The 24,035-nt window shown below is 68.1% G+C and carries 24 protein-coding genes; 14 read left to right on the plus strand and 10 right to left on the minus strand.

The genetic code is table 11. The annotated features are described in order from the left end of the window. The first annotated feature begins 35 nt into the window (after window positions 1-35). From ACWEN0_RS03200 to ACWEN0_RS03210, 3 genes are all read left to right on the plus strand, one after another. The gene (locus ACWEN0_RS03200; RefSeq protein WP_451968466.1) at window positions 36-755 is read left to right on the plus strand and encodes a DUF2786 domain-containing protein; all 720 of its coding nucleotides are present in this window, start codon (window positions 36-38) and stop codon (window positions 753-755) included. Window positions 756-808: 53 nt separating this feature from the next. After that, window positions 809-1,546, plus strand: a complete 738-nt coding sequence (locus tag ACWEN0_RS03205; RefSeq protein ID WP_451968468.1) for a Long-chain-fatty-acid--CoA ligase — start codon at window positions 809-811, stop codon at window positions 1,544-1,546. 78 nt (window positions 1,547-1,624) lie between these two features. Continuing rightward, window positions 1,625-2,509, plus strand: a complete 885-nt coding sequence (locus tag ACWEN0_RS03210; protein WP_451969834.1) for a DMT family transporter — start codon at window positions 1,625-1,627, stop codon at window positions 2,507-2,509. On the opposite strand, the gene ACWEN0_RS03215 is transcribed toward ACWEN0_RS03210, so the two are convergent. After that, the gene (locus ACWEN0_RS03215; RefSeq protein ID WP_451968470.1) at window positions 2,458-4,566 is read right to left on the minus strand and encodes a putative bifunctional diguanylate cyclase/phosphodiesterase; all 2,109 of its coding nucleotides are present in this window, start codon (window positions 4,564-4,566) and stop codon (window positions 2,458-2,460) included. The two genes, ACWEN0_RS03210 and ACWEN0_RS03215, sit on opposite strands and share 52 nt — an antisense overlap. A gap of 13 nt (window positions 4,567-4,579) precedes the next feature. Further along, on the minus strand, window positions 4,580-5,398 hold the full coding sequence (locus tag ACWEN0_RS03220; protein WP_451969836.1) for an SAM-dependent methyltransferase: 819 nt from the start codon (window positions 5,396-5,398) through the stop codon (window positions 4,580-4,582). A 181-nt stretch (window positions 5,399-5,579) separates the two neighbouring features. Between ACWEN0_RS03220 and ACWEN0_RS03225 the strand changes: the two genes are divergently transcribed. The 3 genes from ACWEN0_RS03225 to ACWEN0_RS03235 all read left to right on the plus strand — a co-directional run bounded on the left by ACWEN0_RS03225 (window position 5,580) and on the right by ACWEN0_RS03235 (window position 8,562). Continuing rightward, on the plus strand, window positions 5,580-6,875 hold the full coding sequence (locus ACWEN0_RS03225; protein ID WP_451968472.1) for a cytochrome P450: 1,296 nt from the start codon (window positions 5,580-5,582) through the stop codon (window positions 6,873-6,875). A 121-nt stretch (window positions 6,876-6,996) separates the two neighbouring features. Then, complete coding sequence (locus ACWEN0_RS03230; protein ID WP_451969838.1) at window positions 6,997-7,869, plus strand: alpha/beta hydrolase; 873 nt, start codon at window positions 6,997-6,999, stop codon at window positions 7,867-7,869. A gap of 51 nt (window positions 7,870-7,920) precedes the next feature. After that, window positions 7,921-8,562, plus strand: a complete 642-nt coding sequence (locus ACWEN0_RS03235; protein ID WP_451968474.1) for a DUF6308 family protein — start codon at window positions 7,921-7,923, stop codon at window positions 8,560-8,562. Here the strand turns inward: ACWEN0_RS03235 and ACWEN0_RS03240 are convergent. Further along, window positions 8,552-9,763 (minus strand): cytochrome P450, encoded by a 1,212-nt coding sequence (locus ACWEN0_RS03240; RefSeq protein WP_451968476.1) that lies wholly within the window; start codon window positions 9,761-9,763, stop codon window positions 8,552-8,554. The two genes, ACWEN0_RS03235 and ACWEN0_RS03240, sit on opposite strands and share 11 nt — an antisense overlap. A 98-nt stretch (window positions 9,764-9,861) precedes the next feature. On the opposite strand from ACWEN0_RS03240, the gene ACWEN0_RS03245 reads away from it, so the two are divergent. Further along, the gene (locus ACWEN0_RS03245) at window positions 9,862-12,972 is read left to right on the plus strand and encodes a BTAD domain-containing putative transcriptional regulator (RefSeq protein WP_451968478.1); all 3,111 of its coding nucleotides are present in this window, start codon (window positions 9,862-9,864) and stop codon (window positions 12,970-12,972) included. Here ACWEN0_RS03245 and ACWEN0_RS03250 read toward each other — a convergent pair. Both ACWEN0_RS03250 and ACWEN0_RS03255 read right to left on the minus strand, forming a co-directional pair. Then, window positions 12,956-13,696 (minus strand): ABC transporter permease, encoded by a 741-nt coding sequence (locus tag ACWEN0_RS03250; RefSeq protein ID WP_451968480.1) that lies wholly within the window; start codon window positions 13,694-13,696, stop codon window positions 12,956-12,958. The two genes, ACWEN0_RS03245 and ACWEN0_RS03250, sit on opposite strands and share 17 nt — an antisense overlap. Further along, window positions 13,693-14,625, minus strand: a complete 933-nt coding sequence (locus ACWEN0_RS03255) for an ATP-binding cassette domain-containing protein (RefSeq protein WP_451968481.1) — start codon at window positions 14,623-14,625, stop codon at window positions 13,693-13,695. The genes ACWEN0_RS03250 and ACWEN0_RS03255 overlap by 4 nt, the downstream gene beginning before the upstream one ends. 395 nt (window positions 14,626-15,020) lie before the next feature. Here ACWEN0_RS03255 and ACWEN0_RS03260 point away from each other — a divergent pair, with 395 nt between their 5' ends. Next, window positions 15,021-16,052 carry a hypothetical protein gene (locus ACWEN0_RS03260; protein ID WP_451968482.1) on the plus strand — a complete coding sequence of 344 codons (1,032 nt, stop codon included), beginning with the start codon at window positions 15,021-15,023 and terminating at the stop codon, window positions 16,050-16,052. Between the two features lie 249 nt (window positions 16,053-16,301). Here ACWEN0_RS03260 and ACWEN0_RS03265 read toward each other — a convergent pair whose 3' ends face one another. Further along, on the minus strand, window positions 16,302-17,105 hold the full coding sequence (locus ACWEN0_RS03265; RefSeq protein ID WP_451968484.1) for a hypothetical protein: 804 nt from the start codon (window positions 17,103-17,105) through the stop codon (window positions 16,302-16,304). Window positions 17,106-17,111: 6 nt separating this feature from the next. After that, window positions 17,112-17,468 carry a hypothetical protein gene (locus ACWEN0_RS03270; protein WP_451968486.1) on the minus strand — a complete coding sequence of 119 codons (357 nt, stop codon included), beginning with the start codon at window positions 17,466-17,468 and terminating at the stop codon, window positions 17,112-17,114. A gap of 612 nt (window positions 17,469-18,080) precedes the next feature. On the opposite strand from ACWEN0_RS03270, the gene ACWEN0_RS03275 reads away from it, so the two are divergent. Continuing rightward, window positions 18,081-18,992 carry a DNA-processing protein DprA gene (locus ACWEN0_RS03275; RefSeq protein ID WP_451968488.1) on the plus strand — a complete coding sequence of 304 codons (912 nt, stop codon included), beginning with the start codon at window positions 18,081-18,083 and terminating at the stop codon, window positions 18,990-18,992. Between the two features lie 858 nt (window positions 18,993-19,850). Next, complete coding sequence (locus ACWEN0_RS03280; RefSeq protein WP_451968489.1) at window positions 19,851-20,405, plus strand: HD domain-containing protein; 555 nt, start codon at window positions 19,851-19,853, stop codon at window positions 20,403-20,405. Here the strand turns inward: ACWEN0_RS03280 and ACWEN0_RS03285 are convergent. The 3 genes from ACWEN0_RS03285 to ACWEN0_RS03295 all read right to left on the minus strand — a co-directional run bounded on the left by ACWEN0_RS03285 (window position 20,393) and on the right by ACWEN0_RS03295 (window position 22,092). Next, window positions 20,393-20,869: an NUDIX hydrolase gene (locus ACWEN0_RS03285; protein WP_451968490.1), complete on the minus strand. Its 477-nt coding sequence runs from the start codon at window positions 20,867-20,869 to the stop codon at window positions 20,393-20,395. The genes ACWEN0_RS03280 and ACWEN0_RS03285 overlap by 13 nt on opposite strands. Window positions 20,870-20,877: 8 nt before the next feature. Continuing rightward, window positions 20,878-21,615 (minus strand): XRE family transcriptional regulator, encoded by a 738-nt coding sequence (locus tag ACWEN0_RS03290; RefSeq protein WP_451968492.1) that lies wholly within the window; start codon window positions 21,613-21,615, stop codon window positions 20,878-20,880. Between the two features lie 150 nt (window positions 21,616-21,765). Continuing rightward, window positions 21,766-22,092, minus strand: coding sequence for a GntR family transcriptional regulator (locus ACWEN0_RS03295; protein WP_451968494.1), 327 nt, complete (start codon window positions 22,090-22,092; stop codon window positions 21,766-21,768). Between the two features lie 124 nt (window positions 22,093-22,216). Between ACWEN0_RS03295 and ACWEN0_RS03300 the strand changes: the two genes are divergently transcribed. From ACWEN0_RS03300 to ACWEN0_RS03315, 4 genes are all read left to right on the plus strand, one after another. Further along, complete coding sequence (locus tag ACWEN0_RS03300) at window positions 22,217-22,528, plus strand: hypothetical protein (protein WP_451968496.1); 312 nt, start codon at window positions 22,217-22,219, stop codon at window positions 22,526-22,528. Then, entirely contained in the window at window positions 22,528-22,749 is a 222-nt protein-coding gene (locus ACWEN0_RS03305) for a hypothetical protein (RefSeq protein WP_451968497.1), read from the plus strand. Before ACWEN0_RS03300 ends, ACWEN0_RS03305 begins: the two co-directional genes overlap by 1 nt. Window positions 22,750-22,875: 126 nt before the next feature. Beyond that, window positions 22,876-23,568 (plus strand): hypothetical protein, encoded by a 693-nt coding sequence (locus ACWEN0_RS03310; RefSeq protein WP_451968498.1) that lies wholly within the window; start codon window positions 22,876-22,878, stop codon window positions 23,566-23,568. Between the two features lie 50 nt (window positions 23,569-23,618). Beyond that, window positions 23,619-24,035, plus strand: coding sequence for a hypothetical protein (locus ACWEN0_RS03315; RefSeq protein WP_451968499.1), 417 nt, complete (start codon window positions 23,619-23,621; stop codon window positions 24,033-24,035).

A 24,035-nucleotide genomic window follows, 5' to 3' on the forward strand; every position in this document is an offset into this window, starting at 1 on the left:
CCCGTCCGAACACCTGATCGAATACGCTCCCCGGCATGACCGAATCGGACCCGCAGCTCGAGCGCATCCGGAAGCTGCTGGCCAAGGCCGAGGACCCGGCGGTCACCGAGGCGGAGGCCGAGGCCTACAACAAGAAGGCCGCCGAGCTCGTCGCGCGGTACGGGATCGACCAGGCCATGCTCGCCGCGGCCGGGGCGAGCGCCGACGAGATCGGCACGCTCAAGATCCCGATGAACGACCCGTACAGCCGCGACAAGGCGAGCCTGCTGACGTCGGTCGCCTACCCGCTGCGCTGCCGGACCCTGCTGCACCGCTACGGCCAGAAGGTCGAGAGCGTCACGGTGTTCGGCTACCGCTCCGACCTCGGCCGCGTCGAGCTGCTGTTCACGAGCCTGCTGCTGCAGGCGAGCACGCAGCTGACGCGCGTCCGGCCGGACGGCTTCTTCCCCGGCGAGTCGCTGGCGGCGTACCGGCGCACGTGGCTGCACGGCTTCGCCCGCGCCGTGCACGAGCGCCTCACCGCGGCCGAAACCGAAGCGATCCGGACGGCCCCGTCCGGCGAACGGTCGGCCGAGCTGGTCGTCCGCGACCGCGCGCAGCTGGTGCAGCACGCTTTCGACACCGAGTACGGCGACCTGCGCTCGGCCGCGCCGCGGCGGCTGTCCGGCAGCGGCTACCTCGACGGCCACGATGCCGGCACGCGCGCCAACCTCGACCCGTCCGCGCTGACCCGCCGCGTGAAGGCACTGCGCTGAGCGTCGCCCGGATGCCGCTATCCGGACGGTGATCTTTTCGCTTCACTGGGCGCATGCGCGTCGTCGATCTTGCCTCCCGCCCCGACCTGCTCGACGCGGCGCTGAACCTCGGCGACGTCGGCGGCCTGTTCATCTACCAGGGCGCCAGCGGCCGGATGATCACCGGCGAGCGGTTCCTGCGTCACTGGGCGCGCTACTTCCTGATCGCCCTCGACGACGACGGCGTCCCGGTGGCCCGTGCCCTCTCGGTCCCGCTGGCGTTCCCGGCCGACGACCGCACCGAGCTGCCGGACCACGGCTGGGACCAGGCCATCGAGTGGGCGGCCCAGGACGTGATGGACGGCCGCGAGCCGAACGCGTTGTGTGCCTTGGAAGTCGTGGTCGCACCGCACCTGCGCGGCACCGGGCTGTCGACTCCGATGCTGAAGGCGTTGAAGGCGCGGGCCGCGGAAACGGGGCTGCGCAAGCTGATCGTCTCGGTGCGGCCGATCGGCAAGGAGGCCGAACCCGCGGTCCCGATGGCCGAGTACGCGGCTCGCCGGCGGGAAGACGGCCTGCTCGCCGACCGCTGGCTGCGCACGCACGAACGGCTGGGCGCGCGCGTGGTGAAGGTGTGCCCGTTCGCGGTGACGCTGGCCGGTTCCCTGGCCCGCTGGCGCGAGTGGACCGGCGTGAAGCTGCAGGACGGCGAGAACTTCATCCCCGGCGGCATCGCCCCGGTGTACGCGTCGACGGCCTACGACACGGCCACGTACGTCGAGCCGAACGTCTGGATGGAGCATCCGATGTAAGCGATGCTTAACGGTTCGTGCAGGAACCTTCGCTTGTTCTGATAGGACTCTTTCGGCACCGTGGATCCCGTGACACGCATGGTTTTGCTGGCGCTGCTGTGGGGCTCGGGCTTCCTGTGGATCAAGCTGGCCCTGACCGGCCTCAGCCCGGTCCACCTCACGCTCGTCCGGTGCGCCCTCGGCGCGGTGACGCTGCTGGCGATGGCCTTCGCGGCCCGCCAGCGTCTCCCGCGCGACCGCCGGACGTGGGGCCGTCTCGTCGTCGCCGCGTTCTTCTGCAACGCCGTGCCGTTCGCGCTCTTCGGCATCGGGGAACGCACCGTGGACTCGGGGATCGCGGGCGTCATGAACGCGACGACGCCCTTGTGGTCGCTGCTGATCGGCGTCCTGCTCGGCACGGACCGCCGCCTCGGCCCGGTGCGGCTGCTCGGGCTAGTCCTCGGCTTCGCCGGCGTGCTGGTGATCTTCGCGCCGTGGGAGCGGTCCGGGCTCCTGAGCGGCGGCGCGCTGGCACTGCTCGGCGCCGGCCTCAGCTATGCGATCGCGTTCGCCTACATGGCCAGGAAACTGCCCCCGGGAGACGCGCCGCTCGCGCTCTCCGCGGCCCAGCTCGCGACGGCCACCGCGTTGACCGCGCTGGCGCTGCCGGTGGCCACGACGGCCCCGCACCTGAACCTGACCGCGGTCGCCGCCGTGACGATCCTCGGCGTCTTCGGTACGGGTATCACCTTCTACCTCAACTACCGGATCCTCACCGACGAAGGTCCGACGGCGGCCGCGACCGTCGGCTACCTGCTCCCGGTGGTGTCGGTCGCGCTCGGCGCGCTCGTCCTCGGCGAGCCGCTGACGCCGCGCGTCCTCGGCGGCATGGTGATCGTGCTGCTGGCGGTCGGCCTGACGCGGTGGCGGGCTCAGGCGAAGCTGCCGACGAGCTCGCCGGGTGCGCTGGCGACGCCGAAGTAGTCGCCCGTCCCCAGCTCCGCACCCGCGGCACGCCACCAGCCCGCCTGGTCCGCGGTGTGGATCCCGTCGACGACGAGCGTCGCGCCGACCTGGCGCACCAGCGGGACCAGTGCGCCGAGGAACGTCGAGCCGGACCACGCCTGCCACTCGGCGAGCCGGCGGTCGACGCGCACGATGTCGACCGGGAGGTCTTCGGCCGCACGCAGGTCGTCCGGCCCGAGGCCGAACTCGTCGAGCATGACGCGCACGCCGAGGCCGGCCAGCGCGGAGACGTTCTCGACGACGCCGGACACCCGCAGCGCGCCGACCGGGACGCCGAGCATCAGCTGCTCCGGCGGCAGGCCGGTGTCGGCCAGCATCCGCGTCACACGGGTGCCGAGCGCCTCGTCCGACACCTGGAACGGGGTGAGCCCGGCGACCACCGGCAGCCGGGAACCCGCGCGCTGCCGCCACCATTCGCCCTGCCGGCCCGCCGCGCGCAGCAGCCAGTCGCCGAGCGGCAGCACGAGCCCGGTCGACTCGGCGAGCTCCGCGCAGCGTTCGTGCGGGAGCGCGGGCCCGGCCGGCCGGGCCCAGTGCAGGCGCGCTTCGAACCCGGCGACTTCGCCGTCCTCGAGCTTCGCCAACGGCCGGTAGCGCACGGCGAGCTCGCCGTTCTCCCAGGCCCCGGCCATGCCGACGGCCAGCGCCTGCGTCCGCCGGTCCTCGGCGTCGGCCTCCCGGTCGAACATCTTCCACTGGCCGCGCCGGCGCACCTTCGCGCGCCGCAACGTCTCGTCGGCCGCGCGCAGCAGCTCGGCGGGGTCGATGCCCCTGTCCGGCCGGTGCACGACACCCGCGCTGGCCGAGAGCGCGAGCCCGTGGCCGTCGACGAAGAACGGCTCGGCCAGCTCGTGGTTGATCGCGCGCACGATGGCGTCGATGTCCGGCGTCGTCGCGGAGTTCTCGACGAGGATGCCGAACTCGTCGGCGTGGAACCGCGCGATCATGGCCTTCTCGCGGGCCATCACGGCCTTGAGGCGCTGGGCGAAGTGCACCAGCAGCTGCTCGCCGACGCGGCGGCCGAGGCTGTTGCACACCATGCCGAACGCGTCGAGGTCGACCTGGAACAGCGTGACGCCGTAGTCCGGGTCGGCGCGGCGCAGCACCGCCTCGAGGTGGGTGCCGAAGTACTGGCGGTTCGGCAGCCCGGTGAGCACGTCGTGCAGGGCCTGACGGCTGAGTTCCCCTTGCAGCAGCATGAGTTCGGTGCCGTCCTCGACCACGACGACGAAGTGACCCGGCCGGTCTTCGGCGTCGCGCAGCAGGGACGCCGTGAGCGAGATGCGGGCGACGTCGCCGTCCTTGCGCAGCAGCCGCTGCGACTGCCGGATCCGCTCCTTGCCGCCGTCGGCCAGCGCTTTCATCGCTTCGCGCAGCACGTCGACGGTGTCCGGGTGCACGACGTCGTCCAGCAGCGTCCCGGTCAGCTCGCCGGCGGCGTGCCCGAGCATCACGGCCAGCGCGGCGTTCGCCCGCACGATCCGGCCGTCGAGGGCGACCAGCGCGATGCCGCTCGCCGAAGACGTCACGACCTCGTCGAAGCGGGCTTCGCTCTGCTTGAGGTGCCACTGCGCGTCCCGCACCGCCTTGAGCAGCGACAGGTGCATGATTTCCTGCTGGTCGAGGACGCTGCGTTCGTGCGCGAGCAGGAACCCGCACGAGAGCGCGCCGAGCGCCAGCACGACCCGCTCGGCGCGACCGTCCAGTTCGGACAGTGCGGGCAGGCCCTTCCCGAGGACGTCGAGCGTGCACCGCAACCCCGGTTCGCCGACGTAGCCGAGCGCCACCAGCCGCGCGCCGATGTGCTCCGCGGGCTTCGTGTCGGCGGACGTCCCGCGCAGGCTTTCGACGAGCGTGTCGAGCATCCCGCGCAGTTCCCGGTCGAGCTCCTCCCGGCTCAGCGACACGACGGTGACGCTGCTGAGCAGGTAGGCCCACTTCCGGGCGAGCACCGTCCGGGCGCGCTCCGGATCCGGGCCGGCGGCCGGCTTCGGCGCTTCGTGGGTCATCGGCATGCGCGGCGCCCGCTCAGCTCTTCCGGCCGATTCCGGCGTACACGAGCATGTTCATCTCGGCCGCCGCGGCGATGTCCGCCGGCCCCGACGGCCGCCATTCCCCGCAGCCGACGAGCCCCGGTTCGACGATTTCGAAACCGCCGAAAAGCGCGGAGACCTGGGCGTGCGTCCGCAGGGTCACCTGGTCGGGACTCCGGCTTTCCTTGATCACGTCGGTCGCTTCTTCGAGGTTTTCGCCCTGGTGGTCGCCCGTGACGTGGGTGATCGCGAGAAAACTCCCGGGCGCGAGCGCCGCACCATACCGCGCGACGAGGTCGAGCGGGTCCGAATCGTCGGGGACCCAGTGCAACATCAGGAGCATCAGCAGGCCGACGGGCTTTTCGAGATCGAGCAGGCCGCGCACCGGCGGCGAATCGAAGATCTTTTCCGGGTCGCGCATGTCGGCCTGGACGATCGCGGCGTGATCGTTTCCGGCGAGGATCAGTTCGCTGTGCGCGACGGCGACCGGATCGCGGTCGACGTACACCACGCGGCAGCCCGGGTCCTGCGCCTGGGCGACTTCGTGCACGTTCGCCACCGTGGGGATGCCCGAGCCGAGGTCGAGGAACTGCCGGATCCCCTGCCCGGTCATGAACCGCACCGCGCGGCCGAGGAACGCGCGGTTCACGCGCGCGGCGTCGCGCAGCCCGGGCATCGCTCGCTCGATCTGTTCCCCCACCGCGCGGTCGACGGCGAAGTTGTGGCCACCGCCGAGCATGAAGTCGTAAGTGCGCGCGATGCTCGGCACCGAGATATCGACACCAGTGGGAACCCATTCCGGTGATCGTGTCAAGAGAAACACCTTCTCAGCCGCGTCGGATCGCAAAGAGCTTAGCGATTCCCCCGGGATCGGTGATTGCGCCATCCGCGTGAGGGCACACCACCCGATCGGGCACTGTCCCGTTCCGCCGGACGCGCCTACCGTAGGCCGTCTCCTTGGGAAATCCACACAATGGCGTAAACGAGGAGTCCGCATGACCGTCCCGGTGGCGCCGGGCCGGTGGCCTTTTCTCGGGCACACCCCGGCACTGTTGCGGCAACGCTTCGCGTTCACCGATTCCCTGCACGAACACGGCGAAATCGTCAAGCTTTACCTCGGCCCGATGCCCGCCTACTTCGTCACGAGCCCGCGACTGGCCCACGAAGTGCTGGTCACGGCGGCGCCGAAGTTCCGCAAGGGCGCGATGTTCGACAAGTTCCGGCCGTTCGTCGGCAACGGCCTGGTGCTGTCGAACGGCGACTTCCACCGGCGGCAGCGGCGGCTGATGCAGCCGGCGTTCCACCGCGACCGGCTGGCCGCGTACGCCGAGACCATGCGGCGTGCGGCGGCCGAGCTGGCCGGTTCGTGGCAGCCGGGCGAAGTGCGGCAGCTCGACGAAGACCTGCAAGGGCTCGCGGTGACGATCGTCGGCGAAGCGTTGTTCTCGACCGAACTGGGAAAAGCGGCGATCGCCGAAGCTCGCCGGTCCATTTACCTGATCATCCAGCAGGGAATGGTTCGCGCGTTGTCCCCGAAGTTCGTCGAAAACCTCCCGGTGCCCGGAAACCGGCGGTTCGACGAAGCCATCGGGCGGATGCGGGAGATCGTCGTGGCGGTGATCCGGGACTGGCGCGAGGACGGCGCCGACCACGGCGACCTGCTGTCGACGCTCCTGCTGGCCGGCATGACCGACGAGCAGGCCCGCGACGAGGTGCTCACGCTGCTCACCGCGGGCATCGAAACGACGGCGCTCGCGCTCGCCTGGACGTTCCACGAACTCGGCCGCCACGCGGAGGTCGAGGAGCGGGTGCACGCGGAGGTCGACGAGGTGCTGGGCGGGCGGCCGGTCACCGTCGACGACCTCGCGCGGCTGGAGTACGTCCGGCAGGTGGTCGACGAGGTCCTGCGCTGCTACCCGCTCTGGATGCTGATGCGCCGCACGCTCGAGGACGTCGACCTCGGCGGCGTCCGGCTCCCGGAAGGGTCCGAGGTGATCGTCAGCCCGCACGCCTTGCACCACGACCCCGCGTCCTTCGCCGAGCCGGACCGGTTCGACCCCGGCCGCTGGACGCGCTCGCCCGAGGTGCCGAAGGGCGCGTTCATCCCGTTCGGCGCCGGCAACCGCCAGTGCATCGGAAACCGCTTCGCCCAGAGCGAAATCGTCATCACGGTGGCCACGGTGGCCGCGCGCTGGCGGCTGGTCCCGGTACCGGGCCGCCCGGTGCGCGTGAAGTTCACTTCGGCCGCCTACCCGGACCGCCTGCCGATGACGGCGGTCCCCCGTTCCTAGCTGGAGGTCGTCCCCCTTGTTCCGCCGATTTTGTGCTGCGCTCTCGCTGTTCGCGGCCACGCTGTTCGTACCCGCCCCGGCCTACGCCGCGACGTGCGAAGACCTGTACGTCCCGGTCACGGTGGGGTTGCTGCCCCAGACGATGCACGGCCGCCTGTGCGCGCCGCCCGGCGCGTCGACGGTGGCGGTCCTGATCCCGGGCGGCACGTACAACGCGTCCTATTGGGACATCGCCTACACGCCGGAAGTGCGCTCGTTCCGCCTGGCGATGAACCAGGCGGGCATCGCAACACTCGCCCTCGACCGCCTGGGCACGGGCGCCAGCTCGAAGCCGTTGAGCACCCTGCTGAGCGCGTCGGCCCAAGCCGTGGCGGCGCACCAGGTGATCCAGTCGGTGCGGCCGCGTTTCGCGAAGGTGGTCGTCGGCGGTCACTCGATCGGCTCGGCGATGGCGATGATCGAGGCGGGCCGCTACCACGACGTCGACGGCGTGCTCGTCACGGGCATGACGCACCGGATGAACCTGACCACGGTGATCCCGACGCTGGCGCAGATGGAGCCGGCCACCCTGGACCCGGACCTGCCGGGCCGCGACGCGGGCTACCTGACCACGGACCCGGACACGAGGTACACGGCCTTCCACACCCCAGGCCCGTACGACGCCGGCGCGATCGCCTACGACGAGTCCACAAAGGACGTCTTCGCGACGACCGAGGCGGTGGACAGCCTGACCCTGACCACAGTGGTCACCCCGGCATCGCAGCAGATCACGGCGCCGACCCTGCTGGTGGTCGGCGACGACCCCAACTTCTGCGGCCTGCCGCTGGGGAGCGACTGCTCGTCACCGGCGGCGTTGCAGGCGTCGGAGGCACCGTTCTTCGGCTCGTCCCTGCAGACGTACATCCTCGACGGCTACGGTCACGCGATCAACTACGCCCCGAACGCACCCGTCTACTTCGGCGTGGTGGAGAACTGGCTGAACGCGCTGCCGTAACGGCCACCACGGCGAACGCGACCCTCATCCGCGACGAGGGGAGCGTTCGCCATGCACGACTACGCCTACCAGCACGAACTCCTGGACGACTGCGTCAGAGGGGCCCACCGCGACGAGTCGCTGTCGGCCCTCCGGCGCTACTTCACCGAAAGCCGCTACACGGGCCGCTGGTTCGAACGCTTCGCCGGCGGCGGCGACCGCCCGGGAGCGGCCAACACGGTGACCGAGGCCGACGTCCTGGCGCTCAACTTCCTCAGCATCACGAGCCTGGCGAACGTGGCCATCGACGCGACGATGACCCACGCCCACCGGATCCGGGACCTACTGGAGCAGATCCCGGTCAACGTCCCGATGCACGCGGCCCCGTGGTGCACGTACGACGGCGACGCACCCGCCCGCGAGCTGTGGGAGCTGTTCCGGCGCTGCGGCGGCAAGCACCGCCCGGTGACGGCCGCCAAGCTCCTGGCCCGCAAGCGCCCCGACCTGATCCCGGTCTACGACAACCAGGTCAGATCGGTGCTGAAGACGCCGAAGAGCGAGTGGCACTGCCTGTGGAGCTGGTTCCACACGGACCCGTCGCGAGCACCGGCGTTGACCGCCCTCCGAGCCGAGGCAGGCGGGATCAAGGACATCAGCCTGCTGCGCTGCCTCGACGTCGTCCTGTGGATGCGGGCGCGCACCGCTACCAGGTGACCGGCAGCTCGTGCACCCCGTAGATGTTCATGTCGGTCCGCAGCTTCACCTCCCCGGCCGGAACCGCCAGCGCGAGCCCCGGGAACCGCCGCAGCAGGCCCTCGAACCCCGCGCGCATCTCGATCCGCGCCAGCTGCTGCCCCAGGCACTGGTGCACCCCGTGCCCGAACGACAGCAGGCCACGGGCGTTGCGCCGCAGGTCCAGCTCGTCAGGATGCTCGAACCGCCGCGGGTCCCGGTTGGCGGCCAGCAGCGAAACGACGACCGTCGACCCCTTGGGAATCGTCTCGCCGCCCAGCGAAAGGTCCTCGGTCGCGTACCGGTAGAAGATGTCGGCCACGGACAAGTACCGCAGCAGCTCCTCCACCGCACCCGGCATCAACGACGGGTCCTCCCGCAGCTCGGCCAAGGCGGCCGGGTGCTCCAGAAGCGCGAAGGTGCCGAGGGACAGCATGTTGGCCGTGGTCTCGTGCCCGGCCAGCAGCAGGAGGAACGCGACGCCGGTCAGCTCCTCGATCGTGAGGTCGTCCTGGGCGGCCAGGTCGGACAGGATGTCCTCACCGGGCTCGGCGCGCTTGCGCGTCACCAGCTCGGCCAGGTACGTGTTCAGCGCGATGTACGCGCCCATCTTCTCCTCGAGCGCCTGCTCCCGGACCATGAACTGCGCCGAGTTGGCCTGGAAACTCCCCCGGTCCTCGTAGGGGACACCCAGCAGTTCGCAGATCACCAGCGAGGGCACCGGCAGCGCGAACTCCTTGACCAGGTCGACCGGCGCCGTCAGCCCGGCCAGGTGGTCCAGCTGCCGCTCGACGATCTCGGCGATGTGCTCTTCGAGCTGCTTCATCCGCTTGACGGTGAACGCGCCGGTGAGCCGCTTGCGCAGGCGCCCGTGGTCCGGCGGGTCCATGGCGATGAACATGCCCGGCAGCTGCGGCGACGGCTCGGTCGCGACGGGCATGCCGGGCGTCTCGAACGGCACGTGGACGACGTCGAGGTCCAGCCGGGAGCTGAACCGGACGTCCGCCATCATCTGACGCACCGCTTCGTAGCCCGTGACGAGCCAGCCCTCGTGCCCGTCGGGAAACACCAGCGGGCAGACCGGGCGGGTCTCGCGCAGCCGGGTGAGCTCGCTCGGCGGGTCGAAGGGGCCCGCGTCGCGGTCCATCGGGAGGCCGTTCGGGAAGTCGACCGTCTGGCTCATCGGAGGTCCTTTCGTGGAGGTCGTTGCGGCAACGGTCGCCGAACGGCCTGACACGGCGCTGACACGGCCCGGACAGGGGCCCGTGGCAGACTTGCCCGGTGCAGATCGGGATGCTGGGTCCATTCGAGGTTCGCACGGACGACGGCGTCTCGGCCGACGTGCCGGGCGCGCGGTTGCGCGGGTTGCTGGTCGCGCTCGCGCTCGAGCCGGGTCACGTCGTCCCGAAGACCGCGCTGGTCGACTGGATCTGGGGTGAGCAGCCGCCGGCCGACGCCGCGAACGCGTTGCAGCGCTTGGTTTCCCGGCTGCGGAAGGTGCTGCCGGACGGCTCGGTCGACGGCCGGCCGAACGGCTACCGGCTGGCCGTCACGCCGGACGACGTCGACGCCGTCCGGTTCGAACGGCTCGTCGGCCAGGCCCGCGACGACGACGATCCGCGGCGGCTGCGCGAAGCCCTCGCGCTGTGGCGCGGCCCGGCCATGCAGGACGTCGGCCTGCAGGAGAGCGCGGCTTTCGACGCGGCGGTGACCCGGCTCGAGGGCCTGCGCCTGGCGGCTCTGGAAGACCGGTTCGACGCGGAGATCGGCCTCGGCCACGGCACGAAGGTCGTCACCGAGCTGACCGACCTCGTCGCCGCGCACCCGGTCCGGGAACGGCTGGTCGGCGCGTTGATGCGCGCCCTCGTCGCGAGCGGCCGCGACAGCGAAGCACTGCTCGTGTTCGAGCGCCTGCGCGAAACCCTGGCCGACGAGCTGGGCGTCGACCCGTCGCCGGAGCTGTCCGACCTGCACGTCGCGCTGCTGCGGGGCGAGCTGGGTCGCCGCGAAGAGGCCCCGAAGAGCAACCTGCGGGCCGAGCTGACCAGCTACGTCGGCAAGGACGCCGACGTCGCCGCGGTCGGCGACCTCGTCGCCGGGCACCGGCTCACCACCCTCGTCGGGCCCGGCGGCTCGGGGAAGACCCGGCTGGCCACGGAAACCGCGCGCACGCTGCTCGGCGACCGCCCGGACGGGGTGTGGCTGGTCGAGCTGGCGCCGACCGAGGGCGACGTCGCCCAGGCGACGCTCGCCGCGCTGAAGCTGCGGGACGCGCTGCTCGGCGAGACCCCGGACACCGAGCCGATCGACCGGGTCATCGCGGCCCTGCGCGACCGCGACATGGTCCTCGTCCTGGACAACTGCGAGCACGTGATCGAGTCCGCGGCGGCCTTCGCGCACCGCGTGCTCGGCGAGTGCCGGCGGCTGCGGATCCTCGCGACGAGCCGCGAGCCCCTCGGCATCACGGGCGAAGCGCTGTGGCCGGTCGCGCCGCTGCTCCTGCCCGCCGAAGACGCCGATCCCGACAAGATCGAGTCCGCGCCGGCCGTCCGGCTGCTGCGCGACCGGGCCAGTGCGGTGCGCACGGACCTCGGGACCGACGCCGCGACGCTGTCGACCTTGGCGCGCGTCTGCCGCGCCCTGGACGGCATGCCGCTGGCGATCGAACTCGCCGCGGCCCGGCTGCGCACCATGTCACTGGAGCAGCTCGCCAACCGGCTCGACGACCGCTTCCGCCTGCTCACCGGCGGCAGCCGCACCGCGCTGCCGCGGCACCGCACGCTGCGCGCGGTGATCGACTGGAGCTGGGAACTGCTCGCCGACGACGAGCGGAGCGTCCTGTGCCGGCTGGCCGTGTTCGCCGGCGGCGCGACGCTCGAAGCGGCCGAGCGCGTCTGCGCGAACGACGTGGTCGAAGACCTGCTGACCGCGCTGACCGAGAAGTCGCTGGTGGTCGTCGAAGGCGACGAGGAACCGCGCTACCGGATGCTCGGCACGATCAAGGAGTACGCGGCGCAGCGGCTCGCCGAAGCCGGCGAAGCGGACTCGGCGCGTCAGGCGCACCTCGCGTACTTCACCGAGCTGGCCGAAACGGCGGACCCGCACCTGCGCGGCGCCGAGCAGCTGGACTGGCTGGCCAAGCTCGAGGCCGAGCACGACAACATCGCGGCCGCGATGCGCGGCGCCCTCGCGGCCGGCGAGGCGACGGGCGCGATGCGGCTCGCGGCGGCCGCGGGCTGGTACTGGTGGCTGGGCGGGCACAAGACCGAGGGCAACGAGCTGATCATGGCGGCCACCGCCGTACCCGGCGAGGTCCCCGAGGACGTCCGGGCCACGGTGTACGGGTTCGTCACGGGGTTCCTGACCGCGGGCCGCGAAAGCGACCAGCGCCAGGCGGTCGAGTGGATCCACGAGGTGCACGAGATCAGCCTGCGGCTCCCCACCCGGCACCCGGTGGTCGCGCTCGTCGCCGCGCTGGAACGCATGGTGCAGGACCCGGACGCATTCATCGCCGCGTGGGAACCGCTGCTCACCGACGACGACCCGTGGGTGCGGGCCCTCGCCCGGCTGCAGCTCGGCAAGATGCGGATCCAGTTCGGCGCGGAAGGCACGGACGCGGACGCCTACCTCGAGGCCGCCCTCGCCGAGTACACCGAGCTCGGCGAACGCTGGGGCCTCTCGTTCGCGCTGACCGAGCTGGCGGACCGGATCGCCACGCGCGGCGACTTCGCCGGCGCGGTCGCGCACTACGAACACGCGATCGCGGTCGTCACCGAGGTCGGCGCCATCGAGGACGTCGTGCGGATGCGGTCACGGCAGGCCCAGCTGCACTGGCTCTCGGGTGACGAAGAGTCCTCCGCGGCCGCGATGGTCGAAGCCGAGCGGGCCGCGGCCCGGGTCGCCTGGCCGAACGCCCTCACCGAGCTGGCGCTGACGAAGTCGGAACTCGCCCGCTGGCGCGGCGAGCCCGAGCAGGCCCGTCGTCAGCTCGACGTCGCGACCGCGCTGCTGGGCAGCGCCGCCGAGCGGGCGCAGGTCCGCGGGATGATCCAGGACGTCCTCGGCTACCTGGCCGAGGACATCGCCGAAGCCCGCGAACACCGCGTCGCGGCCTTCGAAGCCGCAGCCGGCATGGGCACCGCGCCCCTGATCGCCCAGGTGCTCGTCGGAATCGCGGACCTGGCGCTGCGTCGCGAGGACGAGGAGCAGGCCGCGCGCCTGCTCGCGGCGAGCGCCCGCGTACGCGGACTCCAGGACCGTTCGCAGCCGGACGTCTCCCGCATCGAGCAGGCGGCGCGAAGCCGCCTCGGTGACGCGAAGTTCACCGAGGCGGCTCAGGAGGGGACGGAAGGCGACTGGCGCGAGCTCGCCCGGGTCACGCTCGCTTCTTGAACGTGGCGCGCGCCCACAGGTAGCCGACGACGCCGATGCCGACGCACCAGGCGACCGCGGTGATCGCGTAGCCCGTCGAGGGTGTGCCGTTGAGCAGCCCGCGCACGGTCTCGATGATCGGCGTGAAGGGCTGGTACTCGGCGAACTGCCGGAGGCCCTGCCCCATCTTGTCCGCCGGGGCGATCGCACTGCTGAAGAACGGCAGCATGACCAGCGGGACGGCGGCCATGCCCGCGGTTTCCGGCGACTTCGCGAACAGTCCCAACGCGACGGTGAACCAGCCGGCCGCGACCGCGAGCAGCACGACTATGCCGGCGACGCCGAGCCAGTCGAGGAAGCTCGCCGACGGGCTGAAGCCCAGCAGGAAGGCCACACCGACGAGTGCGACGATCGCGATCAGGTTGGTGAGGGCACTGGCGACGACGTGCCCGGTCAGCACGGCCCCGCGCGAGACGTCCATGACCTTGAAGCGGTTGATGATGCCCTTGGTCATGTCGGAGTTCACCGACGTCGCGGTGGCGCCGAGCCCGTAGCAAACGGCCAGCGCCATCAGCCCGGGCGTCGCGTAGTCGACGTAATCGACTCCGACGTCGAAGGCGTCTCCGAGCATGTAGACGAACATCAGCATGATCACGATCGGCATCAGGACCGCGTTGAACACCGAAGTCGGGTTGCGGGTGAGGTGCTTGAAGTTGCGGCGCAGCATGACAGTCTGGGCGCTCATTTCGCCGGGACCTCCGTGGTGTGGCCCGTGAGGGCGAGGAAAACGTCGTCAAGGTCGGGGGTGTGGACGGAGAACTCTTCGGCGGCGACGGCGTATTCGTCGAGCCGGTCCAGCAGGGTCCGGAGGGATTTGGTGCCGCCGTCACCGGGAACGCGCAGGGCCAGCGCGTCTTCGTCCTTCGTGGACCCGGGCAGGATCCGCGCGGCGGCGTCGAGTTCGGCGCCGGAGGTGAACTTCAGCCGCACGTGCGTCCCGGGGATCAGGCGCTTGAGCTCGTCGGGCGTGCCCTGGGCGACGAGGCGTCCCTGGTCGAGCACGGCGATCCGGTCGGCGAGCTGGTCGGCCTCGTCGAGGTACTGGGTGGTGAGGAAGATGGTCACGCCGTCGGCGACGAGATCGCGCACGATGCCCCACATGGTCCGCCGGCTGCGCGGGTCGAGGCCGGTGGTGGGCTCGTCGAGGAAGATGATCCGCGGGTTGCCGACGAGGGTCATGGCGAGGTCGAGCTTCCGCCGCATCCCCCCGGAGTAGGTGGCGGCGGGCTTCCGCGCGGACTCGGTGAGTTCGAACCGCTCGAGCAGCTCACCGACGCTCTTGCCGTCCGCACCCGGGCTGAGATCGACCATGAGCTGCAGGTTTTCCTGCCCGCTGAGCAACTCGTCGACGGCGGCGAACTGCCCGGTCACGCCGATGGCCTTCCGGACGGCCTTGGCATCCCGGGCAACGTCGAACCCGGCGACGCGCACGGTCCCGCCATCGGCTTTGCTGAGGGTGCTGAGGATGTTGACGGTGGTGGTCTTCCCGGCCCCGTTGGGCCCGAGCAGCGAGAAAACACTGCCGGAGGCAACATCGAGATCAATGCCGTCCAGCACGACTTTGTCTTGGTAGGACTTCCGCAGTCCCGAAGCGGTGATCGCCGAAGTGGTCATGGGGCAACTCTGATCCGGCCCCCTGACACGCCCCTGACCCCGAACTGACACGCTGCCTGTCACGGCTGCGGGCAAACGAAAAAGGCCCACACTTTCGCGGTGTGAGCCTTTTAAAACGTGGAGCTGAGGGGAATCGAACCCCTGACCTTCTCGATGCGAACTATCAGCAAGGAGGTCGTTACAGGCCTTTGTCGAGGCCAGAGGGCCGACGCCGGTCGATCGCGGTCGCTGAGGATCGGCACGGTTGCTGTACTTCGCTGCTGTACAGCAGATCGACCAGCCGTAGGAGAGTGACAGGTGTGAAAGCTCGGGCACGTCTCCATGTCACCCGCGGGAGCTGTCGGGGCTGCGTGCCACACTGCGAGAGCAGACCAAGCATGACGCGAGGGGGAAGCATGGCCGCAGTGCCGCTCAAGCCGGACGCGATCTACACCCGCGACCAGGTCAAGGCTCTGATGGGTGGCTCGGAGCAGGGAGGCATCGTGCCGTCGACTAGCTCGAACAGCATCCTCATCTACTCCGACAACGAAGCTGGCAAACGATATGGCTACGTTGACGGCTGGCTGGACGAGGACGACGCTAACGGTGCGATCTTCGAGTACACCGGCGCAGGCAACGACGGCGACCAGACCTTCGACGGCTATGGCGGTGCCAAGAACAAGGCAGTCCTGAACCACGCAGTTGCGGGCCGTGCGCTGCACGTCTTCAAGGCGGCGGGCAAGGTGCCAAAGACCGGTACCAAGACTCACCGATACGTCGGTGAGATGGCCCTCGATAGGGACAGGCCGTACTACGTCCGACAGTCCCCCGACAAGGCTGGCAAGCCGCGCAAGGTGATCGTCTTTCGCCTTCGAGCTGCAGACGGTAGCAGGCCGAACGACAAAGACAGGATTCCGCCGGCTACCACGACCACAGCCATGCTGGTACCGGCCGATGTGACCAGCAGTTCCATCGTGCCAACGGAACGCTCCAAGACGAAGTACAACAAGCGCTCTGGCTCAGCGGCCACCACAGCCGAGCGCCAAGAGGCTGAGCTCACCGACCACTACGAAGCATTCCTGAGGAAGCACGGCCACGTCTTCGCGCGGTTCCAGATCAAGATCAAGGGCACAACGGGCACGCTGCTCACCGACATCTACGACCAGACCGCACAAGTCCTCCACGAAGCGAAGGGCAGTGCCTCCCGCAAAGCAGTGCGGGAGGCCATCGGCCAACTCCTGGACTACCGCCGTCACGTGACGCCACCAAACCCCACTATCGCGATCTTGCTCCCAATCAAGCCTAACGACGACCTGCAGGACCTGATCTCTAGCGCCGGCATTGCCCTGATCTACCGCGACGGCGACAACTATGTGGGCTTCCCGATTGCCGGGTCAAAGCGTCTAACGAAGGCGCCTTCGCTCGATAACGCGACTGGCACGAACTGACCGCTCCACTCAGTCATGGCCACGCGTCGCTAGCAAGGCGCATGTGGGGGCAGCAAAACGGCTCGCCGGCCTGGCCCAGTCCATGCAGATCAAGCGCTGCCAAGAGGGGCCGGTTTCGCGTGTTACGCGCTGCATCCCTCGAGTGGTGCCCACCCGCCGCCCCGTGACAGCGATCGGAACGACCTGAGCCCACACGTGTGGAAAGTCTGGGAGCGGGCGCCGGCACGCTCGCGGCCGAATCTTCGAGGGTTAGCAGCGGGGCAGACGCGGGCTTGCGAGCGATGCCAGACGCTCGCTCAACTTGGCCTGGACATCCCCTTGTTCGTCGAAGAAAGCCACGTCCGTGACTTCGCTTAACTCACCGAGTACGACATCGGGCCAAGCCTCACGGCGCCCAGCTGCTACCGCGAGGACACGGTTGCGAGGCACATCGGTGTGCTTGAACACGTAGTAGCAGTGCTCGGCGGCTTGATCGCGATTACTCTTACCCATCGCCTGGACGTACACGCGGTTGTCCATATCTGGCCCGACCGCCGCTGTGACCTGCCGTGTTCGTCCCGACCTCTGTGGCAATGCCGCATTGGGCGTCACCTGCTCGGGGGCGCTCGCAATGGAGCTGATCGTGCGTACGACACGGTCTCTGAACCGGACAGGGCGCCGGTCTTGGACCATCCATCGCAACTGGTCGACACGAAGCACGGCCTCCGCAACGGCCAGTACGAGGCGACCAACCTGCGATGTATCGCCCCAGCCTCCGACTGTGCCGTCCTCGACAGTGAGCGACTGGTGGCCAAGGCTTGCTACCGATCGTGACCAAGCTTCGACAACACGTGGGTTGTCCAGGTCGAGATCTGCCATATGCAGGCGCATGGCGGTAGTGCCCTGGTCCGTCACGCGCACGCCGGCTTCGAACGGTTCGACGAACAGTGTGATCAGGTCGTCATCGTAGAACGCGAGAGGGAGCGTCAAGAGGTGGCCGTGGCCATACTCGCGCACATCGATCACGTCGTTGACCTGGGATAACACGCTAGATTTGATCTTGGACTCGTCCACCGCACCTCACCTCCCCGGCTCCGTCCAGTATCCCTCGGGCAATTCGATGAAGCATTCCGAAGCAAACGCCTCGAACACCCTCCGGTAGGTGCCGGCGGCGACCGTTGGACCCAACGGTACCGAGGGGATGTCGTTCGGTACATACGTGCTCTCAGAGCCGTTCTGAGGAACGTAGGTGTGCTTGTGCGTTGTGTCCGGCGGCAGGCCTCGATGGTCGGCGTTGACGTCGAGACGTCGGACCGGCACGCGGTTGACCAGGTACTGGACGTGGAACCGGTCAGGGCGCGCGGTCACGAAATAGGCCCGCAGAAGTCCGTCGGAGCAGTCCTCGACCTCGGTCCGAACGTGGAGGAGGCCCTGCATAGTCGTGGGTTTCAGGGGCGCCCAAGCAAGTACGCCGTAAGCTCGCGCACGCCCAAGATCAGATAAGAGTGTGCTGATAGCGGCCGAGGACAGCGCTCCCGCCGTGTAGCTCCCCAAGTCGCCCCCTCGCCTCGATGCTCCTACCCCTACGTCGCGGTCATCCGGCCAAGGGTTACGGCGACGGTTCAAGCTTCACCCAGGTCGGTCAGCCACGGAGCTGTCCTGTGGCGTGTGAAATGCGGCACGGTGTGTGTGAGACGACCGGAGATCACTACAAAGAGTGATAGATGTCAACGCTTTGTCATCACCTTGATATTTTCTGCTGCATGACGTTGTCTACTGATGACTCAAAGGTATGACACCCGTCACACGGGTCGCCGGGAGCGAGACTTGTCAGCCCGGAGAGCCGTCCTCAAGTAGTGGTGTAGGCGCTCGCGCGGCACACTCTGACGTGCGAGCGTCCACACATGGCGCGCCGCGCCCATGACCGCCGTAGCCCGGCCAACCTGCAGAAACTTGCCACATTCGATCACTTGTTCGATAGACTGCGGCTCCGATCAACAAGGAGGCACCATGCTGTCAGGTAGTGACAGTGGTCGTAGTGTGGGCAACATGGTCGATTGGGACACTGACGAGCGGGTGGCCTTGGTTGCGCTGCTGCGCACCCGACCTGAAGGGCTTACCTGGCCTCAGATCACGGCGATGGTTGCCGATGTCGGTAGCGCAATGGACGTTTGGGACAAGTTCCATGCACCAGACCTGTTCAGCCCAGCCGGCGGCGATGAGGAGGAGTTGCGCGCAGCAAGGCGCGACGTAGAGAGTTGGCTGAAGGAGGATTTTCGGTTCCTTACTTTTAAGGATGCCGACTATCCCGCACAGCTTCGTGATGTGCATCAAGTTCCACCTGTACTTTTCTCGCGAGGCGCGCTCATGCAAGCCGACCGGGCAATTTCAGTTGTGGGCTCACGTAATGCGACCAATCGTGGGCTAGGTTTTGCGAGGGACGTGTCCGTTGGCTTGGCATCTCGGGGCTTGACTGTGCTAAGCGGATTGGCGCGCGGCATCGACGCTGCGGCGCACGAAGCTGCGCTTGACGTCGGCGGTCGAACCGTTGCGGTCATCGGCACAGGAATACGGAGATACTATCCTGCCGAAAATCGCGCGCTTCAGGATAAGATCGTTGATAGCGGCCTAGTTATATCGCAGTTTTGGCCAGATGCACCACCTGGAAAACATCATTTCCCAATGCGAAATGCTACCATGAGCGCCTATGGCCTCGCCACAGTTGTCGTCGAAGCTGGCGAACATAGCGGGGCGCGCATTCAGGCCCGGGTTGCCGTTGCGCACGGTCGGCCTGTAATTCTTAGTGATATGGTGCTCGAAACAACAAAGTGGGGTCCGGCACTACTGGGGCAACCCGGCGTATTTCGCGCGCGTTCAGTTGACGATGCTTTAGATTTTGCCGAGCAGGCAGCGAGCGCGACGACGGATGTCTCCAGATTGCTGGATCTGATCGCCCAATGACCGACGCTGCAAGTCAACTTCGTAGTGTACTCACGACGCGCGTAGGTGGATTCTTCCGAAATACGCGTCGTTTCGCTCCTGGCGCCTGCCGGGTGTGTTCGGGTCCGACGGGCGGTCCGGAGTTGTGCGACTTCTGTCGACAGCATCGGGAGATTTACGGCGGAGGTCTGGCCGACCTTGTTGTCACGTTAACGTATGTTCGTGGATGGGCGACGCCCCGTCATCAGTCCACGCATACCGTGAGGTTCTACAAGGACATTCCGCCTGCGCAGAAGTGTGCAGACGACATGGTTTTGATGGTCGTAGCAGCAACCTTCATGCATCAACGATGCATCGCGAAGGCTGCGGGCAGCATGTGGGACTTGGTAACTTTTGTTCCCTCGAAGAATAACCCTGGTGGCAGTCATCCTGTTGCTGAGCTTGCCCGCAACGTCGTTATGAATAACAACGAGGGCAGCCGAATATCCCTTGCCCTCGGCCCCGGCATCAATAAGCCTAGTCGTGAGATTGCCGCCGATAGATTTGTCGTACGTGAGGAGCATCGTGCGCGCGTAGCGGGTCGGCATGTTCTATTAGTAGACGACACTTGGACCTCCGGCGCGTCGGCGCAATCCGCGGCCCTTGCGTTGAAAGCGGCTGGTGCGCGGACCGTTACGGTCTTGTGTGTTGGCCGGTGGTGTCGATACGACTTCCCTGCACAGAAGGCATTCCTTGACGCATGGGACGCTACTTATGACCCAGCGATATGTCCCATAACCGGCGGTGTTTGCGAAGCTTAAGGTTCTCGGCATGTTGCCCGCAAATGGATGATGCGAGGCGCGTGGCCTCGCTGTGAGATGGACGATAGAGTCGAGAACCATGGCCACACTCGTTGAAGACGCCGCACGCCTTGCGGAGCAACTCGTTAGGCCGCTTGGGCGCCGCTGGACGCACGTGCGGGCCGTGGCGACACGCGCGGGCGAACTGGTCAGAGTTGTGCAGCCGGACCAGGCGGAGTACCTAGTGGCGGCAGCATGGCTCCACGATATTGGCTACGCCCCCGAGATCGGACTGACGAAGTTCCATCCTCTTGACGGCGCGCGGCACCTCCGAGACCTAGGCTGGCCGGCGGACATCGTGAACCTCGTGGCTCACCATTCCGGTGCCCGCTTCGAGGCGGCTGAGCGTGGGATGAGCGAACAGTTGGACGAATTCCCGTTCGTCGATAATCCAGTCCTGGATGCGTTGGTTACCGCAGACCTCACAACGGGCCCTAGTGGGGAGCGCTTCACCTACAATGAGCGAATTGCGGAAATTCTAAAGCGATACCCGGTTGCCGATCCTGTTCACCGCACCTGGGTTAAGGCCGCTCCCGTCCTCAAAGAGGCAGTGCGCCGCACTGAGGAACGACTGGCCGAAACTCAACCTAGGTAGGGCGAGGTTCGCGACGAGTCCAATGCGTGTTCAATCCGCAGCCTCATCGACGGGTGAATATTGAGTGCATCCAGTTCTTCTGGAGTAACCCACCGCACAGCCTTTGTCTCTGTGCCGTCTTCGCGAGGATTACCGTCAATCTGGCGCGCCTCAAAGCACAAAGAGAACTGCTGTCGAACTTCGCCATCGTCGTACGCTATGACGTGGTTCGGGTTGGTGTAGGTGCCGACCAGGCGCACCACCTCAATGTCCAGGCCGGTCTCCTCTCTGACCTCGCGGACGGCGGTGTCCGTGATCCGCTCTCCTAGGTCGTGCCCGCCGCCGGGCAACGCCCACAGGTCGTTATCGATCTTGTGAATTAGGAGAAGCCGCCCCGCGTCGTCCTGGATTGCCACGGTTACCGACGGAACCACGCTGTTCGCAGCTGGCGCGTTCGGGTCGTTGAGGTAGTCAACTCGGCTCACGGCCACTCCTACGGCTTCTCGGGGACTCCGGCGGACCACGTCCGCTCGAACGAACGCATGTAGTGCTGCCACATCTGGCCGTTGGGCTGGCGTCGTAGGTGCAGCACCGGGCTCTGACCAGCCAGGGCGCCAAGCACATGCCCATTGACCAGTAGGTCATCGTCGAAACGGTAAAGCGAGTTGTACAAGATCTCGCCGTGCGTCCGGACTTCGACGCCGGCGAGGTGAGCCACGTCCGCGAGGTACCGCCGCATGAGCTGGATGCGCCCTTCCAGACCGCCAGGCGTTCCCTCCTCGATCGCACGCTGCTTGACGGCCTCTGATTCCTCATTGCCGACGAGAAGTCGGAACTGGACGCCCTCCGCAGCCTTCTCGCGAACCAGCGGGACCAAGTCGTATTGCTCGACTAGGAACGCGCCGGAGAAGACCAGCACGTCCATGCGTTCCTTCACTCCAGCCAGCAACGCTTCCCAGCCGCGCCCCGTGATAGCCGATCTGGACGGGTACAGGTGCACCAGTTCCGACTCGGTCGGTGCGGGCCGGGCGATGGTGGCGAGCGAGGGCCAAAGGTCCTGCTCGCGCCCACCAAGCACGCCGACGATCTTGTGCCGAGTCTTGCGGTGGGGCACGACCTCGTTCCTGATCCACCGATCCACCGTCTTGGGGTCTGCGTCGACCCGCGCGGCGAGATCGTCAACCGTCAGGTTGGCGGCGAGGATCGCGGTGCGCAGGCGGTCGTTAGCCACTCAGCTCGCCTCCTGCTGGGACGTTTTCAGGACGTTTCACGGGACGTTTCGCGATGTCGGGACGTCTCAAAAGATCTCCGGAAACGCGGTGCTGCCGTCCTCCTACCTGCGGTTTTCTTATGGCATGACAACGCGCCGGAACCCCAGCCCTCAACGCTCTCCCACCAACTTCTCCAAGGCGTCAACCCGCTTGCGTAGCTCGGCAAGCTCGCTGGCCATCGCACTCAGCGGGTCGACCGCCTCCTCCGGGATCTCGTTGACGAAGACACCAACGGAGGGCGTCGCCGTAAGCCACCTCTCGTCCTGCAGCAGCCGTAACGCCTTCTGCGCTGTGCCTAGCGCAACGTCGTACTTGTCTGCCAGGACCCGATTGCCGGGAAGCTTCTCCCCTGGCTTGAGGACACCCCGCCGGATGTCCGCCCGGATCTGTTCGGCCACTCGCTCGTAGGTAGCCATTGCCGCCGCGCTGCCGTCCATAGGGCAAGTCTAGCCAGGCCGACTCAATCTGACCTACATCACCCGAAAGACGTAGTGCCAACCGACGCATATCGATCTAGATTGATATGCGTCAGTAGGGCAAACGCAAGGAAGGTCCAACCCGATGAGGTATGCACACCCCAGCCGCCGCCAGGTCGAGATGGCCGCTGAAGAACTGGACTTCGACGTGTTCGCCGACACCAGCAGCCTGGCTGCTGACGTTTCCCACTTCGTGTCGGTGGATGAACTGGCCGACTGCCGCGATCTGCTGACGCGGTTCGACGCGGAGCTGAACGCGCAGCCGGGCACCGCCTGGACCGCGGACGGCGAGCTGGTGCCGGTGCGGTTCGTGTCGGTGGACTTGCTCTCCGGTGCCGACCGCAGGAGCTGGGCGGAGCAGGCTCGGGCCGCTGCGTGGCTGGATGAGGTGGCCTGATGGTTGACCGTCTGTTCGTTCCGGCCGTGTTCGCGGGTGTGCTGGCCACGATGCCGCCGGTGTCGGCGATCGCCGAGGACCGGGCGCACTGGCTGGATGCCGCCTACCGCACGATGCGCGCGGAGTTCTCCGGCCCGCACGGGCTGGAAGCGATGCGCCTGGCCCGAGTGTTCCGGGCCGAACTCGCCGACGTCACCGCCGAACTTAACCCGGCCGCCTGACCACCGCTGCTCTTCGCTCTCTGCGCAGTTTCCGCGCCTGATCCACAAATCTTCGGCATTCGTCCCGGGGGCAGAGCTATGCCCACTCCCGGTCGCGGATCGCCTGGCTTGAAAGGGATTCCGCTCATGTCTTGCACTCACGCTCAGGTGATCGCGGCCCGGCTGTCGGGCCTGGCCGACACGCTGACCTGCAACGCCGCGGTGCTGACCAGAGCGGGGCTGCCGGAGGTCGTGACGGGTGTCCGCGCCGCGGTGTACGGCGACGTGGCTGCTCAGTTGCGGCTGTGGATCGAGACGGACCCGCAGACGGCGGGCAACCCGCTGGTGCTGGCGGCTGACGACGCGGCCGGCGTCGCGGCGGGTGTGGCGCGGGAGTTCGAGGCGCTGGCCGGGCTCTTGGCGGCCAACGCTCGGCTGCTGGTTCGCCGCACCGGCGACGTGGTGATGCGCCGCCGCGCCGGTGTCTACCGGGACGTGGCCGCGCAGCTGCGGCTCTTGGCCGCCGATGAGCGCCAGGCTGCGGTGGCGATGGCGCCGCGGATCAGCCGGTCGCCGCTGTCGAACACTGCGCCGCTGAGCCCGGTCGTCCTTGCGGCCACCGTCCGGGCCCCGCGGGTGCGTCCGGAGTTCCTGGAGCCGCTGATCGCGGCGATCGCTGCCCGGCGCGGGCGGGGCTGGTCGGTGGCGCGGCTGACGCTGTGGTTGCGCGCCACGCTGCGGGACCCGCAGACCGACCACGTGCACCCGTGTGCCGACCGGACGTTCGTCAGCTACGTCACCCGCCTGCTCGCCGGGCCCGCTCACGGCCTCGCCGCCTGACCCCGCCTGCTCTCTCGAACCTGCTCGCTTGCTGTGACAAGGAGTTCTCGATGTCTGCTGCGCTCACGACGCTGGCCGGGGTGGCCAAGCTGACCACGGTCGCCCGGATGTTCGTCCGGGACACTCCGGCCCCGGAACCGTGCTTCCTGACCCTGAGCACCCACGACAACCGGATCGAGCTGCAGCCCAGCGTCCCCAGCAGGCGGGACCCGGTGGTGGTGCTCGGGGCGCTGCTGATCTGGACCCACCGGCTGACCGGAATCACCGGCAGCTGGCGCCACACCCGCGACGGCTCCCTGTTCATCGCGCTCACCGGCCGCGGTCCGGCCGGCGTCCGCATCCAGGTCTACAGCTCGATTCCGTTCACCCAGACCGGCGGGCACGTGGCGTTGGCCGCGGGGGCGGGGGAGTCGGTCACCCCGGACGAGCTGTACCGCCTCGCCCTCGAACTCCGGAAAGGACAGTGA

This window comes from Amycolatopsis sp. NPDC004378 (assembly GCF_053602455.1).

Coding starts and splice junctions, on each gene's coding strand:
- ACWEN0_RS03235 (WP_451968474.1), top strand. CDS start 7,921: ATGCACGACTACGCCTACCAGCACGAACTCCTGGACGACTGCGTCAGA.
- ACWEN0_RS03210 (WP_451969834.1), top strand. CDS start 1,625: ATGGTTTTGCTGGCGCTGCTGTGGGGCTCGGGCTTCCTGTGGATCAAG.
- ACWEN0_RS03260 (WP_451968482.1), top strand. CDS start 15,021: ATGGCCGCAGTGCCGCTCAAGCCGGACGCGATCTACACCCGCGACCAG.
- ACWEN0_RS03310 (WP_451968498.1), top strand. CDS start 22,876: ATGTCTTGCACTCACGCTCAGGTGATCGCGGCCCGGCTGTCGGGCCTG.
- ACWEN0_RS03280 (WP_451968489.1), top strand. CDS start 19,851: ATGGCCACACTCGTTGAAGACGCCGCACGCCTTGCGGAGCAACTCGTT.
- ACWEN0_RS03295 (WP_451968494.1), bottom strand. CDS start 22,092: ATGGACGGCAGCGCGGCGGCAATGGCTACCTACGAGCGAGTGGCCGAA.
- ACWEN0_RS03275 (WP_451968488.1), top strand. CDS start 18,081: ATGGTCGATTGGGACACTGACGAGCGGGTGGCCTTGGTTGCGCTGCTG.
- ACWEN0_RS03250 (WP_451968480.1), bottom strand. CDS start 13,696: ATGAGCGCCCAGACTGTCATGCTGCGCCGCAACTTCAAGCACCTCACC.
- ACWEN0_RS03200 (WP_451968466.1), top strand. CDS start 36: ATGACCGAATCGGACCCGCAGCTCGAGCGCATCCGGAAGCTGCTGGCC.
- ACWEN0_RS03270 (WP_451968486.1), bottom strand. CDS start 17,468: ATGCAGGGCCTCCTCCACGTTCGGACCGAGGTCGAGGACTGCTCCGAC.
- ACWEN0_RS03205 (WP_451968468.1), top strand. CDS start 809: ATGCGCGTCGTCGATCTTGCCTCCCGCCCCGACCTGCTCGACGCGGCG.
- ACWEN0_RS03240 (WP_451968476.1), bottom strand. CDS start 9,763: ATGAGCCAGACGGTCGACTTCCCGAACGGCCTCCCGATGGACCGCGAC.
- ACWEN0_RS03215 (WP_451968470.1), bottom strand. CDS start 4,566: ATGCCGATGACCCACGAAGCGCCGAAGCCGGCCGCCGGCCCGGATCCG.
- ACWEN0_RS03255 (WP_451968481.1), bottom strand. CDS start 14,625: ATGACCACTTCGGCGATCACCGCTTCGGGACTGCGGAAGTCCTACCAA.
- ACWEN0_RS03315 (WP_451968499.1), top strand. CDS start 23,619: ATGTCTGCTGCGCTCACGACGCTGGCCGGGGTGGCCAAGCTGACCACG.
- ACWEN0_RS03305 (WP_451968497.1), top strand. CDS start 22,528: ATGGTTGACCGTCTGTTCGTTCCGGCCGTGTTCGCGGGTGTGCTGGCC.
- ACWEN0_RS03225 (WP_451968472.1), top strand. CDS start 5,580: ATGACCGTCCCGGTGGCGCCGGGCCGGTGGCCTTTTCTCGGGCACACC.
- ACWEN0_RS03300 (WP_451968496.1), top strand. CDS start 22,217: ATGAGGTATGCACACCCCAGCCGCCGCCAGGTCGAGATGGCCGCTGAA.